This window comes from Paenibacillus chondroitinus NBRC 15376, assembly GCF_004000765.1.
Classification (GTDB): domain Bacteria; phylum Bacillota; class Bacilli; order Paenibacillales; family NBRC-103111; genus Paenibacillus_E; species Paenibacillus_E chondroitinus.
This window is the reverse complement of sequence record NZ_BILW01000006.1, coordinates 250,614-270,153: the sequence shown is the minus strand read 5'-3', so window position 1 is coordinate 270,153 and position 19,540 is coordinate 250,614. Positions and strand designations below refer to the sequence as shown.

Here is a 19,540-nt window from a genome sequence, read left to right as displayed (position 1 = left end):
TGTAGGATTGCCGGCTGAAATAATCACATCTTCGAATGTATCTATCGCCATTTCCAAATGTGCCACAGCCACATCTAGTTCGCCTTGAAGATATTGGGCGGCTTGATTGAAAATTTGTTGGGCTGCAGTGATCGCGTTTTGCAAAGCGCTGCGGTCTGCCGCCGAAGCTTGTCCCACGTTCACCCCATGCGGATGATTCGTCATCGCCTGCTGCGCCGACGTGATCGCCGCCGCCAACGCTGCGGGATTGCCGGCCTGGATAATGTCCGCATTGAATGCCGCAATGGAAGAAGTCAGAGGTATTGCGGCGTTTGCCAGGTCGGAGGCGATGGTCGCATTCCCGATTCCATCGATAAAAAGCTTAGCTGTGTCATAAGCTGCAGACAAGCTGTTGTACGTATTGGCCGGTACTTGTCCTACTCCGGTGCCCGCCAGATGACTTTTCAACAACGACTTGGCGCTAGCGACCGCTTGAAACAAAGCAGTTCCGTCCACAAACGTATGTCCGTTGCTTGATGCATAAGCAGATACGGGTGAATTCGCAATTCCGAATATTTTCAGATTGCCTGGATTGCCTGCAAATACGCCTGTCCCAAAAGTTGTTGCATCGCCTAAAACCGTTATGCTAGTCAAGTTGTTATTATAAAATGAGCTGCTGTCGACTTTCGTTACGCCTGCTGGGATAACTAGTTTCGTAATGTGATTAGTGTCGAAAGCTCCACCGTTAATCGTCTTCAAATTTTCCGATAACTTAATCGAGGTCAAATTATTCATATAAAAAGAGTAGTTGCCGATCATCGTCACACTATCTGGAAATACGACGGAAGTTAATGGATTGTTTTCGAATGCACTGGAGCCGATTGTTAACAAGCTGTCAGGAAGATCTATGGAAGTGAGGCTGGTATAACGGAATCCATACGTTTGAATGACCTTCACGCTGCTCGGAATCACGACGCTCGTAATTTTGAGTTTGCCCGTACCGTACGTATCAAATGCTGATCTTCCGATCTCGGTCACCGTCGTCCCCGCATACGCAGCGGGAATAACCACGTTCAAATCCGTGCCCTTGTAGTCCGTAACCGTGGCGCCATTGGAACCGACTGTAAAAGTAAAATCGCTCTCAGCTGCATATACAGGTCGAATCTGCGAAAATGAAGTCCCAAACACAAATAATACAATGAATAGGGATAAGATTAATTTTTTCATGGTTTGCTCCTTTAATATAACGGTTTCTGCAACTAGACGTTCGCTATCATTCATTGTAAAGAAGGCTAATGAAAGAATAATGAAAGAATCATTACGATTTCGCTGTCATTACTTCCATAAAGCACTAATCTTTACAATTGATTTTCTTGAAAACATGGAAATGTCAGGATAAGATTTTAGATAATAGGAGTCAGGGAGGGCAAATAAATGAACTTTATTTTCTTTTCGCCGAATTATCCAAATTACTGCACGGAATTTTGCTTTCACTTGAAAAACTCCGGAGTGAATGTACTTGGCATTAGCGATGTGGACTATTACCTGCTTAACGAAAAGCTCCAGTATTCGCTGACTGAGTATATCAAAGTAGATCGTCTGGAAGATTATGATGAGGTTCTGCGCGCGGTCGGTTACTATACCCATAAATATGGAAAAATTGATCGTTTTGAATCCCTTAACGAGCATTGGCTAGAGCTTGATGCGCACATTCGAACGGATTTCAACATTTTCGGGACAAAGCTCGATTTCATTTCTAATTTGAAGCAAAAATCGAAGATGGAAAAGTTTTTCAAAAAAAGCGGTGTCGAGTCCATACGTTCCATAACGAAATTCGACCGTGCGAAAGCAAAGAAATTCATTGCGAAAATCGGCGGCTATCCCGTGGTTGTAAAACCGAATATAGGCGTTGGAGCGAACATGACTTACAAAATCGCGAACGAGTCGGAGCTTGAGCATTTCTTGCATACCAAGCCGCCAGAAGTCGAATTTATCATGCAAGAGCATATAGACGGTGTACTACAAACCTACGATGGTCTCGTCAACAAGGATGGAGAAATCCTTTTTGCTGCAAGCCACGAATTTCCGCATAGCATCATGGAATCCGTAAATGCTGGAAATCATTTTAGCTATTATTGTTTAAAGGAAGTAAGCGGGGAAATCGAGGAGGCCGGGAGAAAAATCATCCACACCTATGGGATCAGAGAACGCTTTTTTCATCTCGAGTTTTTCAAATCTAATAGAGACGGAAATATTATTGCGCTTGAAGTTAATATGAGGCCGCCCGGTTCGTGGATGACGGATGCGATCAATTACACTTACGATATCGATATCTACGAACTATGGGCGAATATGGTTGTTAATAATCAAGTGGAAGGACCTTTTGTCGGGAAGTATTATACCGGGTTTGCCAGCCACAAAAACCATCTCCCCTACGCCCATGGACACGAAGAGATCATGCAGCGATATCACCATGAGATAGTCCATCACTTCAGCATTGAGGATGTACAAAGCCAGTCAAGGGGAAATTATGCGTATCAATTTCGCTCAAAGGACTTTGATGAAGTGAAACGAATTGAAGCTTTTATTCATGCCGTAGAAAACAAAGTCGAGGTGTATGCATGAAAGTAACCTATCACAAGGTATATAGTGACAACTTGCATAAGGACATGGAGTACAAAACTTACGGACATCAAGGGAAGCCCGTTCTTGTTTTTCCCACCTCCTGCAGGCGGTTTTATCAATATGAATGCGATCGGAGACGCAGAAGCTCTTGGAGGTGCTGCAGGAGAAACACGTCCCAGCAAGCGTGGAATTTTGGGGGCACGATGTCAATCATGATTGGTACTGGTGGAAGAAGCAAATCCTGTACTACATGAATCGGTGCTTAAGTTAATCCAAATTGTTAAACAGGCTGCCAATTTGCCGGCAGCCTGTTGTCGTTTTTTTATTCTTTCATTTTACAATTATAGAGAATTTTGCCTATGACATTCTTCCATTACGGCAATTTGCTGGCGCACTTGTGACGGTGTAATTTCAAGTTCTTTTCCATGTACGATCGTATTATAAATCATGTTATAGAAGTTTTGGGCCATCGAAGGGAATACATCTTTCCCCTGTTCGGCAGGGATGTCCCAGCTCTCTTCGTACCACTTTAGTTGTTCACGGCAATAAGCCGGTTCATTTTTTTCGTTGACCATAGGCGTTGTCACTAATTTCAGCTCTCCCGCTTCCTCTTGTTTGAAATATTTCCAGTCCAGATGGGTTGTGCTCCCTTTAATCCCGCCTCTAGTCCCTTGGACATTATAGGTGAAACTCGGATATGCGCAGCAGGAGGAAATTTCTATATCAATGACAGGACGCCCGTGACCATGCAGGATGATTTTCACATAGTCCTCGGCGTCTCCAGCCGTATTCGCGCGATCCATCATGGAAGTGATATGCGGCATTTCCTCGCTTCCGAAAAATTGGAGGGCTTGATCTACCGGATGTGGACCCGTATTTAAGAGATTGCCTCCATCATTCGCTTTTAGAGTCTGCCAATCCCATCTTCTTGCAAAATTGTTGTAGGCAATACTGACCTGAACCACACGTCCAATCACGCCGGATTTGATAATTTCCTGCACTTGGCGATAAGCGGGTGCGTACCTGGACTGTTGAAAAATAGCAAGCAATTTCCCTGTTTTCTTCGCCGTATCCATCAAAATATCAACCTCATGTACCGTTCGGGCAAGCGGTTTCTCAGACAGGACATGAAATCCGCTTTCCATAATTTCTTTAGATATCGTGAAATGAAAATGGCTGGGCGAAGCATTTACAATTAGATCAATATCGTTTCTCTTGAACAAATCACGGTAATCACGGTAAACCTCACAATTCAACTCTTTTTTGGCTCGCTCCAACCGCTCCTCCAACATGTCAGCTACTGCAACAATTTCATATTGCTCCTTCATCTGACTTAAGGAATTGGCATGTATATCACGACCGCTGCGTCCTTGTCCTATGATGGCAACTCTAATCTTTTTCATATCGTTACCTCCGATATTAACTTGCGCATGTATTGTACATATTGGGGAAAGGCAATTTCCGGGTTTTCCAATTCAGGGTGCCATTTTTTCTCCCATTCTAAGGTGAAATAACCTTGATAACCTTCACGAACTAATAACTTGTAGATGTCTTTCAGCGGTATATCTCCTGCTCCGGTTAAACAGTATTGGAAGTTTTCTCCCCCGCCTTCTCCGGCACGTGAATCCTTCACATGTGTGTACTCGATCCACTGCCCCAGTGTCTTCCAAGTTTCTTCAGGTTGTTCTCCCACCATGCGGTAAGGATGGTGCACATCCCACAGTACCCCGACGGCTTCCGTATCCACCTGCTCCAACACCTTTTTCATATTTATGCATGAAATCCAGTCATCATGTGTTTCAATTAAAAGCTTAACATCGTGTGCCTTTGCGATTTTTGCCATTTCGCTTACATGCTGAGCGACCTGCTCAACAGCCATTTCCCGGCTAACGTTATCGCTAATTTTACCGCCAAACACACGAATGTAGCGTGTCCCGAAAATACGGCAAAGCTTCGAGAATTCCTTAACCTCCTGCATATTCTTCTCGAAGTTATCAGCTGAGAATAAATGGACGGAGCTGGAAAAGCAAGATACATGCAGACCGGCATCCGTGATTTTACGAAGTGTTTGTTCAACCTGCTCGGAAAACTCCGGAAGCTTGTAAATATTCATTTCACCGGTCAAGCCTCTAAAATCAATGGCGTCAAATCCATATTCGGATGCGTTGGAAATAATTTTGTCTAAAGGCCACTCGGGACACCCTAACGTGGTAAAAGATAATTTCATATAGGTTCACTCCAATTTGTTCACATATTTTAGGCTTCTTTGCCCATCCTATTGTCAGCTATCAAACTTCCAATAATGTTCCTTCATATTTATAGTTTCTAAATCTCGGATTTATGCCGTGAAGCATTAACCCCTGTCCCCAACTTACATGTTTATCATTCGTCGGCTGATCCTCGGGATCACGAACCTGGACAAGTATATTTCTGCGCGTCCGGTCGCTGCGGTTTATCGGTGAGCCATGAATCGTTAAATAGTTAAAAAATAAGACGTCCCCGGATTCAGCGACACAAGGAATTCCGCTCTCTATAGGATATTCTCTATGATTCAAATAATAGCTTCCTACATGAGGTAATGGCCCCTGTTTGTGCGATCCCGGAATAACATGCAAACAGCCGTTTTCCTCATTCGTATGATCCAAATGGATGCTGGCGAGCATCATACTGTGTTTGCTGTGCGGGAAATACGGATAATCCTGATGCATGGGGAAGGCGGCCCCCTTCTCCGGAGGTTTGACCATCATCTTGGTATGATGCAGTTGAACATTATCGCCAATCAATTGGGTGAAAATCTTGATCAAATTCCTTTGCGTGATCATGCGCATAAACTGGGCGTCATGATATTGAACATCATGGAAGCCTTTAAGCACCAGCTTCTTTAATTCTTCCGGCGGCAGATAGTCTCCAGCCCAAGCATGGCTCCGGTCAAATTTTGATGCAGCCGCCCTCTTCAGAAATGTTTCTACCGATTCACGGAACGTTTCAACTTCCTCTGCGTCATATACACCTTTTACAAGTAAGTAACCATTCTCATGATAAAACTTCACTTGATCCTCAGAGATCATGCCAATCCCTCGTTTCAACTTTAATAAGGGCCTATGTGCTCAACCCTTCACAGCACCTACCAAAACCCCTTTGGTAAAGTATTTTTGCAAGAAAGGATACACGGCAATGATAGGTAATGTGGCGATAATGATCGTACAATATTTAATAATTTCGCTAACCGCTTCTTTATCGCTCCCGCCGGATCCGGTAATCATACTGTCGGTACTGCTGTTTATCAAAATCTCACGCAAGAAGAGCTGTAAAGGATAAGCATCTCGATCTCGCAAATAAATCATGGCGCTGAACCACGAATTCCAATGAGCCACAGCGTAAAACAAAATCATAACGGCGATCACGGCTTGCGATAAAGGCATCACGATTCGAAACAAGATCGTTAGATCATTGGCTCCGTCAATACGAGCGGATTCTTCCAAACTATCCGGGATCGCCGCAAACGAGGTTCTCATGATAATCAAATTATAGGTGCTGATCGCCCCCGGTAGAATGAGTGCCCACATCGTGTCAAACATGCCGAGACTTTTCACAAGCAAATAGTTTGGAATCAAGCCTCCGCTAAAAAACATCGTAAACACAATCATCATCATAATGGAATCCCGCAGCATGACACCTTTTCTCGATAATACATAGGCACCGATTGAGGTAATAATTACGTTGATGCTTGTTCCTACTACAACATAAATTAACGTATTGGTGTAACCCGTGATGATATTGGGATTTTTAAAAACACTGATGTAACCGTCTACATTAAAACCCAATGGCCAGAGCAACAAACCGGAATGACTCGCTAGACTTGAGGGATTGCTTAAGGACGCCATAGTAACATATAGAAATGGATAAAGTGTAATTAAAGCTAGAAACAGCAAGAAGCATATATTAAAAAAACCGAAAATTGCTTCGGCCTTGCTTCGCTTTAGATTCATCGTCATCCCTCCCTACCAAAGACTGGTTTCATTGACTTTTTTACTAATTTTGTTGGTAGCTACCAAGAGTGCAAAATTAATCACCGAGTTAAATAGTCCAACGGCTGCGCTGAAGCTGTAGTTTGCCTCCAGAATCCCCTTACGGTATACATAGGTTGAAATCACATCTGACGTTTCGTAAGTAACGGGATTGTATAACAGGAAAATTTTATCGAATCCGACGTTCATCATGCTTCCCATTCTTAAAATAAACAAAATGATAATGGTGGGCATAATCCCCGGCAGTGTAACATGCAGCATTTGCTTAAAACGTCCCGCCCCGTCAATCGTCGCAGCTTCATACAAGTCCTGATCGATGCCGGCTAAAGCTGCCAAATAGATAATCGAGCCCCAACCCACTTCCTGCCAAATATTAGAGCTCACATAGATGGTGCGGAATAATCCGGGTTCAAGCAGCATCGTTATTCTTTCCATTCCCATGAAGGCGAGTAAATCATTAATAATCCCGTTTCTTGCCGTAAAATCTACAATCAAACCGCATAAAACCAGAACCGAGATAAAATGCGGTAAATACGTCACCGATTGCACAAACCTTTTAAAAACATCATTTCTACGTACTTCGTTTAATAGCAGTGCCAAAATGATGGGTGCCGGAAAACCGAAAATAATGTTATATACACTAATTAAAAGGGTATTCGTAAGAATTCTTCCGAAATAAACATCGTTAAAAAAATCGGTGAAATGCTGCATTCCCACCCAGGTGCTGCCCCAAATTCCCTTCATTGGAGAGAAATCTTTAAAAGCAATCGAGGCTCCATACATAGGAATGTATTGAAAAATAATATAGTAAGCGACCACGGGTAAGGCCATGAAATAAATGATTCTGTTTTTATACAAGTCTCTTCGAAGTCTATGGACAAAGCTGCTTTGCTTCGTCGTCTGATAGACACTTCTGGCACGCGCCGCCTCACCAACCGTCATATTCTCCATCGTTCGTCCCCTTTGAGTGAAGAAATTCGCGCAGCAGGCATCCAGCATTGATCTGACCTTTGGGAGGCGATCAAGTGCTGGCGCTCTAGCTGCTAGCCAATCCAAATCTGGTCAACGTTAAGGCTTATTGCCTTGCCATGTATCTGTCGTATGCGGCTTGCTGAATTTTGATCGCATCCTCGATTCCCATAGCTTTTAATTTGCTCATATAATTATCAAACTCACTAAGAGGGACTTGTCCCATGATCATTTTAGAGAATATCTCATCCCTGTACGTATTAACCGCAGAAGTAATGGATGCCATCTTGGTTGATTCCTCAATGGTTGGCGTTACGCCCGGCGGCATGGTTCTGTCGTAGGAGCCTGCTTTCCATAAGCCAATAATTTGCTGTTGTTCAGGTAAAGCCATGCGCTGCTGCCAAATCTCAGGTGTCATGACAAAGGCCAGTCCGCCGGAACCTCGGGAATATTTAGATAACGCCTCATCAATCGACAAGCCCTGTGGATTATTCGTAATCTCTGGAAGCAATTGAGGCGAACCGTTCACCATCTTGTAGCTCTCGCCTTCAATACCGAAGGTATTAAGCAGCGATCCTTCCGGGCTGTAGCCATAGTCCAACCACATTGCAGCTTCCTTCGCATATTTACTTTTGGCGGATATCGCGACACCGCCGCCACTGGCAACCTTGATTTCATCAACATTGAAGTTGTAGGACTTCGTGCCTGTCACATAAGGCGGAACCGTTCCTGATAATTTTACCGACGGATCTTTCGCTTTCATCAATTGAACGAATCTGCCGAATGTTCCTGATGTCGACCCCGTCCATGAGCCTGCACGGTTGCCCATAACTTTGGTATCAAATTGTTTGGCATCCGTAATTCCAAAATCAGGGTCGATCAAGCCTTCTTTATACCACTTTGCCAAGGTTGTTAGCGCTTCCTTATACTCCGGTGTGTAAGGTCCATATTTGACTTTATCGCCGTCATGATAAAACCCGTAGTTAATCCCCCATGCTCTAACCCAGTTCTGCAGGTCCCCCGCTCCTTTAGGCGCCAAAGGAATTTCGTCATTTTTACCGCTGCCGCTAGGATTTTTCGTTTTGAAAGCTTTTAGCACTTCATACCAATCATCAATTGTTTCAGGTGACTTTAAATTCAGTTTTTCCAACCAGTCCTGGCGGATTTGCCATCCAAAAGTCTGGAAAGCAGGATTCGGATTCGGGTTTACTTTTGCATATTGATTCGGCGATTGGGCCTCGGGATAAACATAGATCGTACCATCGTCTGTACGCAGCTGTTTATTCGCTTTAGGGTCGGAATTCATAAACGCTTTAAGATTGGGTGAGTACTTATCTACCAAATCATTCAGCGGTAAAATGACGCCATCCTTGATCGCTTTATTGGGACCGCCGTTATAATCGCCTATCCAGTTATAATAAATCAGATCAGGTAAATCGCCCGACGCGACCATAAGGTTAAACTGTTCTTTGATCGCTGCCCCATCCATAGATGCAGGATGAATGAACTCGATATGAATCCCTGTCCTTTTTTCCAATTCTTTAAACACAGCGATTTCATTATAGTTTTTCATCGTTGCCGCTACTTTGGCATCCATGGGCACAAACATTTTTAAAGTGATAGGCTTATTAACGATAGGCAGCGGGATTGAAGATAAACTTGCTTCATTTTTTTCTGACGTACTTGATTGCTTCGTAGCATTAGAGGTGCACCCCGTTAATACACTTGCGAATAATACAACAGAAAGAGATAAAGCTGAAACCATGCCAAGTTTACCCTTCATTGATCTTTCCCCCTAGACATTTTGTGAGTTGATAAGACCTAACCCTGGGAATAGCTGATATCCATAAAAACATCCTGTTTCACTGTCTTCTTGTATTTGGAGCTTCGGACCAGTTCGTCCAGCTTCTTCTCGTATTCGTCGGCATCCAATGGCAGCCTGATGGTTTGATCGTTGAACGAAGAAAGCATAATCGCGTTCGCAAGGGTTAGTCCATTGATCCCCTCAGGACCGTGTGCGATAAGCTCCCCGCCGCCATTTTGTATAGCCTCGATAAATTTCTCTGTCACGACTTGATGCCCTGAAGGCACATTCACGTTCACAGGAATTTCCGTGTACCAATTTTCAACATTGCCCATTCTGCTTTGCGATTCTTTGATAAAACGAAGCATCGACTCACGGGTTCGATAAAAAACAAGTTGATTATCCTCAAAAACCAATTTTCCGTACTCTCCCACAATCTCCATCCGGTTGGATCCAGGTGTTTCAGCGGTAGTCACGATAAAATGACCAACCATCCCGTTTTCATGCTCAAAGTAGGCCGTCACTTCATCTTCAACTTCGATATCATGATATTTGCCAATATGCGCAAAACCGTTAATCCGTGACGGAAGACCGAATAACCACTGGTAGAGATCCAGATTATGCGGACATTGGTTGGTCAAAATTCCTCCGCCTTCTCCAGCCCAAGTTGCACGCCATTCGCCGCTGTCGTAGTAAAGTTGAGATCGGAACCATTTGGTATTGATCCAGGTTGCTCTAATTAATTTGCCCAGCTCGCCGCCGTCAAGAATGTCTTTAATTTTTTTGTGGTGAGGGTAGGTTCTTTCTTGAAACATAATGCCAAACATCAGATTGGGATGGTGTTCCTTGGCGCTTTCATAGGCGTCAATCGTTTTTTGTGCATCATTGACATGCACCGCAATAGGTTTCTCACAAAGAACATGGATTCCCTTATGGAAGGCATCAATCGATATAGGCGTATGATCGTAATGGGGAACGGCTATTAACACAGCCTCTATCTCCGATTTCTCAAAAAGCTCCGTATGGCTGTAATAGGCCTTGGTATTGTATAGAGCCGCTGTTTTGTCAGCCTTTTCATGTACAACATCACAAACGGCTACGACTTCAACTGTCTCCAACCGTGTCAAATACTTAAGATGGCTGCTTCCCATTCCTCCTAAACCAATTACACCTAATTTCACTTTTCTCATTGGACTCAACCAATACCCCTCCCCATATATTAAAGTGTAGTTAAGCCTTACCGCAGGAAGAAAAACAAAGAATAAAGCGTTTTCTTTTGCTATTCTAAAATAATACTCGAAATAAGTCATAGTTTTTTGTGATGAAAATATCGTTTTTTGTGCAGGAATGGCTACTTGATTCCCTTGACGGTAGTCTGTAAAATAGTTTTGTATAAACTTCTTTAATATGGAAGTGTAGGAAAGGTTGGGGAGCACCGGAGTTTATAGAACATCAGATTGATTGCGGTCATTATTTCACCGACTGTCGCTGGATTGTAACCAGCATCAGTAACACTACAATTCACCTGAATCTTCAGGTATTTAAAGTGAGGTAATATGGATGAACTTAGCTTATGAAAGTATAGACGAATGCATCCGTTATGAACGTAGAATCTATAATCCCAATAAATGTAATGTTAATTTTCATTTGCATGAAGAGTTTGAGATTTACTTTTTAATCTCAGGTGATGTGAACTACTTCGTTGAAAAGAACATGTATCCAATTAAATTTGGCGATGTCATGATTACAAATAATCAAGAAATCCATAAACCTTCCTTCAAAAACGATAACGTATACGAACGAATAACGTTACAGTTTGCACCACATATCGTTCGCAAGTTTAGTTCTCCAAGTCTCGACCTTCTTAGCTGTTTTCTAAACAAACCTAAAGGCCAACAAAATAAGATCACGCTCCAACCCAGCCAAATCAATGAATTTCTACGTCTTTTTAATCAAATTGAGAATCTTAAACCCCATGCCGGCTATAAGATTTTAAAGCTGAATTATCTCATTGAATTGCTAGTCTTGATCAATATTATATTCAAAGACGTTAATCGTTCGGACAACCTTTCTTCTATGCCGGAATTATTAACTTCTCTGTTAGACTACATTGATATGAATTTGGAAAAGGATCTCACACTTGAATCTCTTTCTACTAAATTTTATGTGGATCGATTCTATATGGGGAGAGTTTTCAAGAAATATATCGGCAGCAACATCCATGAGTATATTCTTTTCAAACGAATATCCAAAGCTAAACAGATTCTCTCGGAAGGCTATAGCGTTACAGATACCTGCGAACTGTGTGGATTTAATGATTATTCTAATTTTTTGAAAATGTTTAAGCGTACCGTTGGCATCTCTCCCGGCAAATATAAGGGGAATTTAGGTAATATGGACATTGACTAATCGGTTCTAAGAGGAGCGACTACTATATCCATGAAATTATCAAATTCACAATTATTGGCTTTAGAGCATATTACAGAGTACGCGAGGAGCCACAAAGATGAAGCTGAGCAGGCAATGAAGGAAATTATTCAAATGTCTAACATCGCGTCTGGACCATTTGAAGAAGCTATCGCCAAACTCAAGGCGCACGCAAAAATTGCCCTGCATTTTCATCCAGACAGACCGGATCCGACGATGAAAAGCGTTGCCGAGGCACTGCTTGAGCAAGGAATTTATAAGAGCCAATTTGAAACATTATTATCAAATGGTAGTGTGTCCGCTTATCCTGGCGGTCAACGCGACCTTTGGGAAAAGAAGATCTTTGGAGGCGCCTATCAACGAATGGGCTCAACCAATAGCCAGCGTCCCAAATATGGCGCACTGGATTTGATGTTACATCCCGATGGTCCAGCACCACGTTTCGGATCTTGTTATTTCCTTTTATCCCCAAAGGTCTCACATCGTAGTACATTCACTTATTTAGATTCTCATCAAGATCCGAAGGAAAAGGGTACATATGAGGAGTTCGATATCATTTTGGCCGCTCTCCTGAAAGAGGCATTCTTAAGAGATTTTGCTATCGGGGAAAAAAATCTGACCCCACAGAAATTAATCAATCATCTGTTGGTTAATCTGGAGAGGCCATTCTCTGACCCCGGAACCAAAGAGCCCAGCCGCAATCTTAACCATTATATTGAGGCCCAAATACATGGAGATATTTCACTTAAGGAAGATGTGGAAGTGCTCGTTGCAGATCCTTCATTTAAAGGTACTCCTACGGGCCGGACCCTGGAGCAAATATGCCTCATGTATTCAATTGATCTCTATTGGCATATGGGCTTTGCGCTTTTGGCAAACGAAGTTCCCTCCGATTTTAGAGGTCCCTCGATGCCTTCCTTGGCTAAACGTATTGCACGAAATGATTTTATCGATGTGCGCATGATTGGATCGGCTGTAATGGACTTGAAACGTAATCCCGCTGCTTGGAGCGATCGCGGAACTTATAAAGAAGTTCTTCAGGAATTGAAACTTATGTGGCATGTTCTTGTGAGATATGGAAAGCCGCTTTCGAAGTTTTAAACTATACTTAATGGCAAAAGAAAAAAGAGACAGCCGTTAGACGAGGCCGTCTCTTTTCACTGTATCAGAACTGTGCCGTTTTATTGATCACTATTTTTATCTAATTTAAATACTTTGGCAATCGCTCCAACTGAGCCTAATGTACTAACAACATCCGTTGGGATGAAGATTGTTGATGCTGCTCCATTGGCCATCTCGGAAAGTGCCTCAAAAGACTTATAAGTAAGGATCTCCGAATTTAGACCGGCTTCATTTAGTGCCTCTATGCGTGAACGCTCTGCATTCGCAACAAGTTTAATAGCTTCTGCACGCCCTAAAGCTTCTAGTTCCTGGGACTTTTGCTTGGCTTCAGCGTCAAGAATTTGACGTCGTTTCTCCGCTTCCGCTGCAAGTATAACAGCGGACTGCTGCGCTTCTGCACGAAGAACGGTAGCTTGTTTTTCACCTTCTGCCTGTAAGATATTCGCCCGTTTTTCCCGTTCAGCTCTCATTTGTTTTTCCATGGAAGTTTGGATATCAATTGGAATCTCCAGTTGTAAAATTTCCACCCGATCAATTCTCACTCCCCAGTTCTCAGAAGCATTATCCAGGGCTTGACGCAGTTCAGCCTGAATGCGGTCGCGATTCGAAAGAATTTCATCAAGTTCCATTTTACCTATCGTGGAGCGTAAAGCCGAAGCTACAATATTATGAATGCCTTGCACATAATTGGCTATGCCATATGTAGCTAATTTAGGATCAACCACGGAGAAAAATGTTGCAAGTTCGACGCCAATGGCCACGTTATCTTTGGTAATAACGGATTGGGAAGGAACTTTCTCCTGCTGAATTCTTAAATCATGCCGACTGCGAACATTATCAATAATTGGGATGATGATGTTAATACCTGCATGCAGTGTTTTATAAAACTTGCCTACTCTTTCAACAATCGCTACGGTTTGTTGAGGAACAATCCTAATGCCTTTAATGACAACAACAACAATGAGAATAATGAGAAAAAGAAAGACGATAACCCCTACCATATTACACCTGCCCCTTTTTTACATACAGTTTCGTGACTTTTACATCTATGACAATTGCTTCTTCACCTACTTGAATCAGCTCATCTGCGAATGCGCTCCACATGTCGGAATTCACCTTAACTAAACCGCCTTCACCAGGTTTGATATCACTTATTACGAATGCCTTTTGACCTATTAATTGATTCGGTGATGGCAGCAATTCTTTGGATGAAGGTATTAGCTTGCGTACAATAGGCAACAAAAAAGCATAAATCAAAAACACACCAACCGTAAACACACATAGCTGTATCACAAAAGAAAGATGGACGATTGCAGTGATCATTGAAAGGAAAGCACTGGCTGCTAGAACTAACATGTAAAAAGTACCTGTATAAAGTTCAAAAATCACAAATAACACGGCCAAAATAAGCCACAGTAACCAAAGCAATTTGTTTCCGCACCTCGCTTTCAGCTTCAATTCCTTGTTATGTTTTATGTGAGATCCTGCTTGACTATGTCATTAAAACTACAAAGAAAGCAGTTACTTATGAAAACGAAACATACAAAAAAACCAGTAAACTCAAGGTTTACTGGTTTTTTTATAAACTAACATCATTGTTAGCTGCAAAACCTAGGCATCAACATCAAAGCGATGTACCTCTTGTGGGCACAAACAGCCCCGACATATCGGCACCCTCCAATTCAAGCAATTTTACCTTTTTATGAATACCCCCGGCGTAACCCGTCAAGCTGCCATTTGAACCTACAACTCGATGGCAAGGTATGATGATTGAAATTGGATTATGCCCAACAGCTCCACCTACTGCCTGGCTTGACATACTTCCTTGTTCATCTTTGCCGCCATTTTTTTGCAATGTCGCCGTAGGTGATTACCTCGCCGTATGGTATTTTACATAGAATGCTCCACACCTCTTGACGGAACCCACTGCCTTTAGGAGAGAGCGGCAATTCTGAAATGTCGGGCTTCTCGCCTGCAAAATATTTGTCCAGCCATTTTTTTACGGTATCAAATATCGGCATGTCTCCACACACGACCGAGTTTGGCGGGAGCCAGCAGAGCGTTAAATGAGGTGTTATGCAGTTTTGCAGAATTTCTGTGTTATCATCATAAAATTCTAGTATCCTTATTTAGATGACCACAGATAAAGCACTGTTGAATAAACTTTCGAGTCCTACGTTAAACTGCCAGTTACTTCATGAAACTAGGGAACAGCTGCCGCGTTACGAGCTGCACGCAATCCATCCATGTTAGTCTAAAGAGTAATATAATTGGCTTATGAATATTTTAATCAGCACAATGACAAAAGCTGCGAGCCAACCGAAAAAGAAAAGACCTAAACACGCACTAAACATTTGTTTCCCGAAACTTCTTGTTTTATCTGATATCTTGATCGTTAAGATATAACCTATAAATATTAAAAAGAATAAAGTCCAAAAGATACTCTGAAATAGATAGATGGCTCCGCCGAATAAAAATGATGCTAGAATAAAATAAATTATCGATTTTTTCTTGTTCATTGTTCACCCTTGATATTTTTATGGCTATGCTCAGTCGAAAGTAGCTCAATTGTCTTATATATAAGCTTTTGTTTATTTGGTAATTCCATATCTCTATGAAAGTGACCAAAATACCACTTTTTATAAGATAACCGCTCTTGTATTTGCTCAAAGTAATCACTTAACTGATCCTCATGAATACCCGAATGTTTAGATTCATTCAGTGCATGCAATGTCGATGTAGGGCACATATGCGTAATTACAAAGTCAACTTCCCAATTGTGCCGCTCTAGATTCTTTATTCCTTCATTGTACTCTTCTAGTGATGGCATCTCTTCTGGCCACCAATTAACATTCTCTTTTCGATATTCTTTATCGTGAGATTGAGCTCCTCCAAAAGTAAATATCTTATATCCCTTAATAGTAAATATCTGTCCTCGCATTAAATGTATAATGCTTTCATTTATTCGATGTACCTTCCCACCATTCCAACGCTCCACAGGGTAAGTATTAAGTAATTGGAAATTTTCATGATTTCCGTCAATAAATAAAGTACTAAAGTTTTTTCGAGCTAACCATTTCCTCCAATATATTTCATCATTTTTATTGTCCCAGACAAGTCCAAAATCTCCAGCAATTATTACAAAGTCATCTTTACTTAACTCTCTATTTATAGAGAAGCGCTTGGAGTTCAATTTACCAATATCAATATACCCTTGAAGATCGCCAGTTACGTACAATGTAATTCACTTCCTTTGGGAAATCTCGATTTAATAGCTAACAGTTCATTCTGCATTCAACACGATTTTCCTTCATTCAAAGCAAACCTGCCTAATACGTGAATTAAAAAGAGACCCACAGCAACGGGCCGCGAGTCCAAGTTATATTTTCGTGTTCTATAAGTGCAATCATATTTCTCATATTAATGTCAAAGTTATACGGTATCTAATACTTTATAAAGTCGGGATAGAACCAATGTAAATCAAAGAATAATTTCTGTAATTTCCTGAATCCATCATATCGATCATACACTCTATTCCATTGTCTATCCGCATAATAAGTATCAATGTATCTAAACTCTAATTTATTACTTTCAAACTGTCTTATTAAGATTCTTGGCCCCACATAAGGATTACTCACTTTATTTTGTACAATATATAAATCGCAAACTGAAGTCCATCCATAAATATGATTTGAATATTTAGAATCTCTGACAGAAACCACCAAGTTGTAAATGCATAAAAACTTGTTATTATTACTACTTAATCGTTCATAGTCAGAACAAATATCATCCCATTTTCTTATCATAGCAACTCCCCAAAACACTTTAGTGATTTCGAACAAATTTTATTTAATTTTGATAAACAGTGCAACATCAGCTAATCTAAAAACAAATGGAGTTATTTATGATAAAATATGCTTATAGTAGACTGAATTTTTTCAAGTCCAGTAAATGGGATTGTTTATCGCTTATTCAGCACTTGGATTATTTTCATAATGTCTTTTTTCATAAGATTTCCCATTCTCATTAGAGATGTGCTATTCAGAGTATCCTTACGGTCGCTATCTCTTTTCCAGCCCATAATTTGAAGCAATATCCACCCACGAGTAAATGCCATGGTGCTTCTTCGACTAGAAAACGTACATCTGCGTATGTATCCCACGTACCTTCAATGAACCCAGTGACTTTAACAGGTACCGTCCAACAATCTCCTGTAAACGTCTTACCAATAATCTCTCCATAATTGACAATGAGATCCCTTAACCAAACATCTTTGGGAATGTTGCTTGGATCTCTTTCCCATGTAATGATGGCTCTTAAAGAACAATTAGTGTCCAAGTTCTTCCTCCTTTCCATATCCAATACCGCAGGGAGTAACTACCTGTCATCTGCTTCCTGTGCTATATAACTCAACTATCGTACACCACTAGTTCAACCATCTTATTTTCTTTAACCCTTTGAACCATTCGATAATTGTTTTAACAAGCCCAGGTGTGATAATACGATCATCCCAAATTGGAGTTTGTACTAATACTAAGATTGATTCTTCCATAATCCTCGGCATCTTCTTGAACATTCCAATAATACATCTTGCCGTTATACTCTAGCTTCCGTCTTCCTTTTGTGTTTACACCCATAGGCTTGTTCCTTTCCTATTTATAATAAAACCTCCCATTAGTCCTATTTAATCTAGGTCTTTCTACTAATGAGAGGTTTTAATCTGCTATATTGAACTAACTTTCTATCCGCTTTGAGCGTATTTCGTTCTGTTCTTTGCATATTACTAGTTAAATCCCAGAATATCTCATATATGTTTATTCAACGGTTGACTTCGTTATCCTTGGATTAAGTGCGCTGCTCAGTGAGATAAGTTTTAACCGAGGGAGCCGAGTAGGTCGAAAACTTCTCTAGAATAGCTTCCGGGGTATGCTCAGCGATGACTATCGAGCGATATTTGGGCTGCATGAATTGCTCGCGTTCCATATTATCAAACATCGACACAAGCGGATCAAAATATTGATTAATATTCAGCAGTCCGCATGGCTTATTATGCAAACCCAACTGAGCCCATGTAAAAATTTCAAAATATTCTTCCAATGTTCCAGGACCGCCAGGAAGAGCAATAAATCCTTCTGCCATATCGGCCATCTTAGCTTTACGTTCGTGCATGGAATTCACCATAATAAGCTCTGTCAGACCTTTATGCGCAATTTCGCGGTTTTGTAGAAAATGAGGGAGTACGCCAATTACTTGACCCCCTTGTTCCAATACAGCATCAGCAACAGCTCCCATCAGCCCTACATTGGCTCCTCCATATATAAGCGTAATCCCACGTTTGGCAAGTTCATGTCCTAGTTTAACTGCATTTTCTTTATATATAGAAGAGCTCCCTTCACTGGAGCCGCAGAATACAGCGATTGATTTCATTAGCTGAACTCTCCTTTCATTATGATGAGTAACGTGTTCCAAGTTTTTGTTTATGCATCTCGACTATATCTTCGAGGGATATATTGTATTCATTTGCAATGACAATCAGATTCCCCAGCACATCTCCAAGTTCTTCTGTTAGATGAGCTTTGTTCTCTTCATATGAGCCTTCAATTTCATCAGGCCGATCCCGCCCAATTTCCAATGCACGAATGGCACGAGCTACTTCTCCAGTTTCCTCCGCAAGAAAGCCAATTCGAATAAAGATATTCAAATCTAACCATTTCCGCTGCTGGTAATAATCCTTTACCCATGACTGAAATTCATTAATGTTCATTTTGATCCTCCAAATGCTAAATAAATTACACACAAGCGTTACTTTGAAATATCTTACCATATTAAGATGTCAACCGAGTACAAGTAACTTTTGACTAGTGGGAGTGATGACAATCCCAAAGCAAGTATCAGACTGAGCGATGCTGTGCCTAGCGAAATAGGGCTGCCATGCGGCAGCCCTTCCTCATACCTATTGACCAATTTTATCCACTACAACTGATAGCGATAATCTAACCGCCAACCTCTATGCGTTATTTCCCAAAAATTGTTTCAAACGCTCCAACTGCGATAAATGATGCCTGTAATGCATCTCTATAAGCAAAAACCACTCATTGGCGTTTAGAGCGCCGAATCCGGGATGAAGAATTTTTCTGTTTTTTCTGCTCTCGGGTACCTTACTCAAAGTGGATTCCGTATTTTTCATCCGCTCCACGATACCGAGAAAGCTTTCCTTCAGCTGCTCCTTACTTTCCGGTTGTTTCGGAGTGTATTGCGGTGAAGCAGGTACCTGAATCCGCACGGGAGGAAAACTCCCCAGTTCGAAGGCGCCCTTGCCCCTCTCCGTTTTTTCCTGCATAGCGTCTACTGTCGCTGCGCTTCCAGCCAAACATTGATCAACATTGTGCAAATGCATGAATTGTGCCGATTGAATTAGATGCATATACATTTGACCAATCGACCATTCCTCCTCGTTCGGTTTTTTTATCAGCTGCTCCATATCGAAGCTTTCCAGTTCTATTAAATAACGCCCTACTGTTGTCTCAAATGCCTGTAATGCTTCCGCTGTACTTCTCATAAATCAAACAACTCCTCATCATTCATT

General features: G+C 41.5%; 21 protein-coding genes. 4 read left to right on the top strand and 17 right to left on the bottom strand.

Annotated elements, in window-relative coordinates; translation table 11 throughout:
- Positions 1-1,206, bottom strand: a 1,206-nt coding sequence (locus PCH02S_RS10775) for a leucine-rich repeat domain-containing protein (RefSeq protein ID WP_164819515.1), incomplete at its 3' end; no start/stop codon positions are given.
- A gap of 207 nt (positions 1,207-1,413) precedes the next feature.
- Here PCH02S_RS10775 and PCH02S_RS10770 point away from each other — a divergent pair.
- Positions 1,414-2,604 carry an ATP-grasp domain-containing protein gene (locus tag PCH02S_RS10770; protein ID WP_127452773.1) on the top strand — a complete coding sequence of 397 codons (1,191 nt, stop codon included), beginning with the start codon at positions 1,414-1,416 and terminating at the stop codon, positions 2,602-2,604.
- Between the two features lie 124 nt (positions 2,605-2,728).
- Positions 2,729-2,875 (top strand): hypothetical protein, encoded by a 147-nt coding sequence (locus PCH02S_RS36185; protein ID WP_218033150.1) that lies wholly within the window; start codon positions 2,729-2,731, stop codon positions 2,873-2,875.
- A 70-nt stretch (positions 2,876-2,945) separates the two neighbouring features.
- On the opposite strand, the gene PCH02S_RS10760 is transcribed toward PCH02S_RS36185, so the two are convergent.
- The 7 genes from PCH02S_RS10760 to PCH02S_RS10730 form a co-directional block, all read right to left on the bottom strand.
- On the bottom strand, positions 2,946-4,007 hold the full coding sequence (locus tag PCH02S_RS10760; protein WP_127452771.1) for a Gfo/Idh/MocA family protein: 1,062 nt from the start codon (positions 4,005-4,007) through the stop codon (positions 2,946-2,948).
- A complete protein-coding gene (locus PCH02S_RS10755) occupies positions 4,004-4,831 on the bottom strand; it encodes a sugar phosphate isomerase/epimerase family protein (RefSeq protein ID WP_127452769.1) in 828 nt (275 codons plus the stop codon). The genes PCH02S_RS10760 and PCH02S_RS10755 overlap by 4 nt, the downstream gene beginning before the upstream one ends.
- Before the next feature lie 61 nt (positions 4,832-4,892).
- On the bottom strand, positions 4,893-5,672 hold the full coding sequence (locus PCH02S_RS10750) for a phytanoyl-CoA dioxygenase family protein (RefSeq protein WP_127452767.1): 780 nt from the start codon (positions 5,670-5,672) through the stop codon (positions 4,893-4,895).
- A gap of 39 nt (positions 5,673-5,711) precedes the next feature.
- On the bottom strand, positions 5,712-6,593 hold the full coding sequence (locus PCH02S_RS10745) for a carbohydrate ABC transporter permease (RefSeq protein ID WP_127452765.1): 882 nt from the start codon (positions 6,591-6,593) through the stop codon (positions 5,712-5,714).
- Positions 6,594-6,605: 12 nt separating this feature from the next.
- Positions 6,606-7,574: an ABC transporter permease gene (locus tag PCH02S_RS10740; protein WP_127452804.1), complete on the bottom strand. Its 969-nt coding sequence runs from the start codon at positions 7,572-7,574 to the stop codon at positions 6,606-6,608.
- 133 nt (positions 7,575-7,707) lie between these two features.
- Positions 7,708-9,384 (bottom strand): type 2 periplasmic-binding domain-containing protein, encoded by a 1,677-nt coding sequence (locus PCH02S_RS10735; RefSeq protein ID WP_127452763.1) that lies wholly within the window; start codon positions 9,382-9,384, stop codon positions 7,708-7,710.
- Positions 9,385-9,422: 38 nt separating this feature from the next.
- Complete coding sequence (locus tag PCH02S_RS10730; RefSeq protein ID WP_246069026.1) at positions 9,423-10,595, bottom strand: Gfo/Idh/MocA family protein; 1,173 nt, start codon at positions 10,593-10,595, stop codon at positions 9,423-9,425.
- A gap of 370 nt (positions 10,596-10,965) precedes the next feature.
- Here PCH02S_RS10730 and PCH02S_RS10725 point away from each other — a divergent pair, with 370 nt between their 5' ends.
- Positions 10,966-11,814, top strand: a complete 849-nt coding sequence (locus PCH02S_RS10725; protein ID WP_127452759.1) for an AraC family transcriptional regulator — start codon at positions 10,966-10,968, stop codon at positions 11,812-11,814.
- Positions 11,815-11,844: 30 nt separating this feature from the next.
- A complete protein-coding gene (locus tag PCH02S_RS10720) occupies positions 11,845-12,933 on the top strand; it encodes a DUF3626 domain-containing protein (RefSeq protein ID WP_127452757.1) in 1,089 nt (362 codons plus the stop codon).
- A gap of 80 nt (positions 12,934-13,013) precedes the next feature.
- On the opposite strand, the gene PCH02S_RS10715 is transcribed toward PCH02S_RS10720, so the two are convergent.
- The 9 genes from PCH02S_RS10715 to PCH02S_RS10680 form a co-directional block, all read right to left on the bottom strand.
- Positions 13,014-13,955, bottom strand: coding sequence for an SPFH domain-containing protein (locus PCH02S_RS10715; protein WP_127452755.1), 942 nt, complete (start codon positions 13,953-13,955; stop codon positions 13,014-13,016).
- 1 nt (position 13,956) lies between these two features.
- Positions 13,957-14,382 (bottom strand): NfeD family protein, encoded by a 426-nt coding sequence (locus PCH02S_RS10710; RefSeq protein ID WP_164819513.1) that lies wholly within the window; start codon positions 14,380-14,382, stop codon positions 13,957-13,959.
- A 196-nt stretch (positions 14,383-14,578) separates the two neighbouring features.
- Entirely contained in the window at positions 14,579-14,773 is a 195-nt protein-coding gene (locus PCH02S_RS36940) for a methylated-DNA--[protein]-cysteine S-methyltransferase (protein ID WP_407670051.1), read from the bottom strand.
- A gap of 10 nt (positions 14,774-14,783) precedes the next feature.
- Entirely contained in the window at positions 14,784-14,975 is a 192-nt protein-coding gene (locus tag PCH02S_RS36935; RefSeq protein ID WP_407670050.1) for a methylated-DNA--[protein]-cysteine S-methyltransferase, read from the bottom strand.
- A 494-nt stretch (positions 14,976-15,469) separates the two neighbouring features.
- Complete coding sequence (locus PCH02S_RS10700; protein WP_127452751.1) at positions 15,470-16,192, bottom strand: metallophosphoesterase; 723 nt, start codon at positions 16,190-16,192, stop codon at positions 15,470-15,472.
- An 803-nt stretch (positions 16,193-16,995) separates the two neighbouring features.
- Positions 16,996-17,292 (bottom strand): hypothetical protein, encoded by a 297-nt coding sequence (locus PCH02S_RS10695; protein WP_246069021.1) that lies wholly within the window; start codon positions 17,290-17,292, stop codon positions 16,996-16,998.
- 507 nt (positions 17,293-17,799) lie between these two features.
- The gene (locus PCH02S_RS10690; protein ID WP_127452748.1) at positions 17,800-18,381 is read right to left on the bottom strand and encodes an LOG family protein; all 582 of its coding nucleotides are present in this window, start codon (positions 18,379-18,381) and stop codon (positions 17,800-17,802) included.
- Positions 18,382-18,400: 19 nt separating this feature from the next.
- Positions 18,401-18,718 carry a MazG nucleotide pyrophosphohydrolase domain-containing protein gene (locus PCH02S_RS10685; RefSeq protein WP_127452746.1) on the bottom strand — a complete coding sequence of 106 codons (318 nt, stop codon included), beginning with the start codon at positions 18,716-18,718 and terminating at the stop codon, positions 18,401-18,403.
- A gap of 243 nt (positions 18,719-18,961) precedes the next feature.
- Positions 18,962-19,513, bottom strand: coding sequence for a DinB family protein (locus PCH02S_RS10680; RefSeq protein WP_127452744.1), 552 nt, complete (start codon positions 19,511-19,513; stop codon positions 18,962-18,964).
- Positions 19,514-19,540: the final 27 nt, after the last annotated feature.

Coding starts and splice junctions, on each gene's coding strand:
- PCH02S_RS36935 (WP_407670050.1), bottom strand. CDS start 14,975: ATGCCGATATTTGATACCGTAAAAAAATGGCTGGACAAATATTTTGCA.
- PCH02S_RS10715 (WP_127452755.1), bottom strand. CDS start 13,955: ATGGTAGGGGTTATCGTCTTTCTTTTTCTCATTATTCTCATTGTTGTT.
- PCH02S_RS10745 (WP_127452765.1), bottom strand. CDS start 6,593: ATGAATCTAAAGCGAAGCAAGGCCGAAGCAATTTTCGGTTTTTTTAAT.
- PCH02S_RS10760 (WP_127452771.1), bottom strand. CDS start 4,007: ATGAAAAAGATTAGAGTTGCCATCATAGGACAAGGACGCAGCGGTCGT.
- PCH02S_RS36185 (WP_218033150.1), top strand. CDS start 2,729: ATGCGATCGGAGACGCAGAAGCTCTTGGAGGTGCTGCAGGAGAAACAC.
- PCH02S_RS10730 (WP_246069026.1), bottom strand. CDS start 10,595: ATGAGAAAAGTGAAATTAGGTGTAATTGGTTTAGGAGGAATGGGAAGC.
- PCH02S_RS10735 (WP_127452763.1), bottom strand. CDS start 9,384: ATGAAGGGTAAACTTGGCATGGTTTCAGCTTTATCTCTTTCTGTTGTA.
- PCH02S_RS36940 (WP_407670051.1), bottom strand. CDS start 14,773: ATGTCAAGCCAGGCAGTAGGTGGAGCTGTTGGGCATAATCCAATTTCA.
- PCH02S_RS10755 (WP_127452769.1), bottom strand. CDS start 4,831: ATGAAATTATCTTTTACCACGTTAGGGTGTCCCGAGTGGCCTTTAGAC.
- PCH02S_RS10685 (WP_127452746.1), bottom strand. CDS start 18,718: ATGAACATTAATGAATTTCAGTCATGGGTAAAGGATTATTACCAGCAG.
- PCH02S_RS10725 (WP_127452759.1), top strand. CDS start 10,966: ATGAACTTAGCTTATGAAAGTATAGACGAATGCATCCGTTATGAACGT.
- PCH02S_RS10750 (WP_127452767.1), bottom strand. CDS start 5,672: ATGATCTCTGAGGATCAAGTGAAGTTTTATCATGAGAATGGTTACTTA.
- PCH02S_RS10720 (WP_127452757.1), top strand. CDS start 11,845: ATGAAATTATCAAATTCACAATTATTGGCTTTAGAGCATATTACAGAG.
- PCH02S_RS10770 (WP_127452773.1), top strand. CDS start 1,414: ATGAACTTTATTTTCTTTTCGCCGAATTATCCAAATTACTGCACGGAA.
- PCH02S_RS10690 (WP_127452748.1), bottom strand. CDS start 18,381: ATGAAATCAATCGCTGTATTCTGCGGCTCCAGTGAAGGGAGCTCTTCT.
- PCH02S_RS10740 (WP_127452804.1), bottom strand. CDS start 7,574: ATGACGGTTGGTGAGGCGGCGCGTGCCAGAAGTGTCTATCAGACGACG.
- PCH02S_RS10680 (WP_127452744.1), bottom strand. CDS start 19,513: ATGAGAAGTACAGCGGAAGCATTACAGGCATTTGAGACAACAGTAGGG.